The sequence below is a fragment of the Paraburkholderia sediminicola genome (assembly GCF_046026895.1).
Classification (GTDB): Bacteria; Pseudomonadota; Gammaproteobacteria; order Burkholderiales; family Burkholderiaceae; genus Paraburkholderia; species Paraburkholderia sediminicola_C.
The window spans coordinates 1-804 of the sequence record NZ_JAQQEU010000256.1; the positions used below are offsets into that span (position 1 = coordinate 1).

An 804-nucleotide genomic window follows, 5' to 3' on the forward strand; every position below is an offset into this window, starting at 1 on the left:
GGGGCGAGCCTGATCGGCATTTCGGCCATGCGGCGGCTGGACGCGGTGACCGCCTCGATCGAGGAAATCGTCGCCGGCAATCTCAGCAGGCGTTTGCCGGTGCATTCGAAACGCGACGACGTGGATCGCCTCGTCGGCGTCGTGAACGGCATGCTCGACGAAATCGAGCGGCTCATGAACGAGGTCAAGGGCATGTGCGACGCGATTGCGCACGATCTGCGCACGCCGCTCACGCGGATGCTCGGCGCGCTGGAACGGGCACAGCGGCGCGCCAAAACCGAAGCGGAGTATCGTGCGGCGATCGATGAAACCATCGTCGAGACCAATGGGCTGCTGCGCACCTTCAACGCGCTGCTCCGCATTTCGGAGATCGAAAGCGGCGTGCGCCGCGCGGGATTCACAACAGTCGATCTCGCCGCCGTCGCCGATGACGTGTTCGAGTTCTACGATCCGACTGCCGAAGACAAGCAGATCGCCTTCGAACTGCAGCGAACGGTATCGGGGCCGCTCGAGATCCAGGGCGATCCGAATCTGCTATTCGAGGCGCTGGCGAATCTGGTGGAGAACGCCATCAAGTTCGCACCGCACGGCGGCCATGTGCGGATCGAAGTGTTCCGTGACAAGAGCGGCGCGGGCATCGCCGTTTCGGACGACGGGCCAGGCATCGCGCCCGCCGAACAGCAGGCCGTGCTAAGGCGCTTTTATCGCGGCGAGTCAAGCCGTCACACGCCCGGCAGCGGGCTCGGTCTGAGCCTTGTGCTGGCGGTGGCCGGCATGCACGGCATGTCGATCCGTTTCAAGGAC

Annotated in this window: 1 protein-coding gene; it reads left to right on the forward strand. The window is 64.6% G+C overall.

Annotation, left to right across the window (positions count from 1 at the left end):
* The coding region (locus PQR02_RS40610) for a sensor histidine kinase (protein ID WP_408243417.1) at nt 1–804 on the forward strand (804 nt) is incomplete at both ends.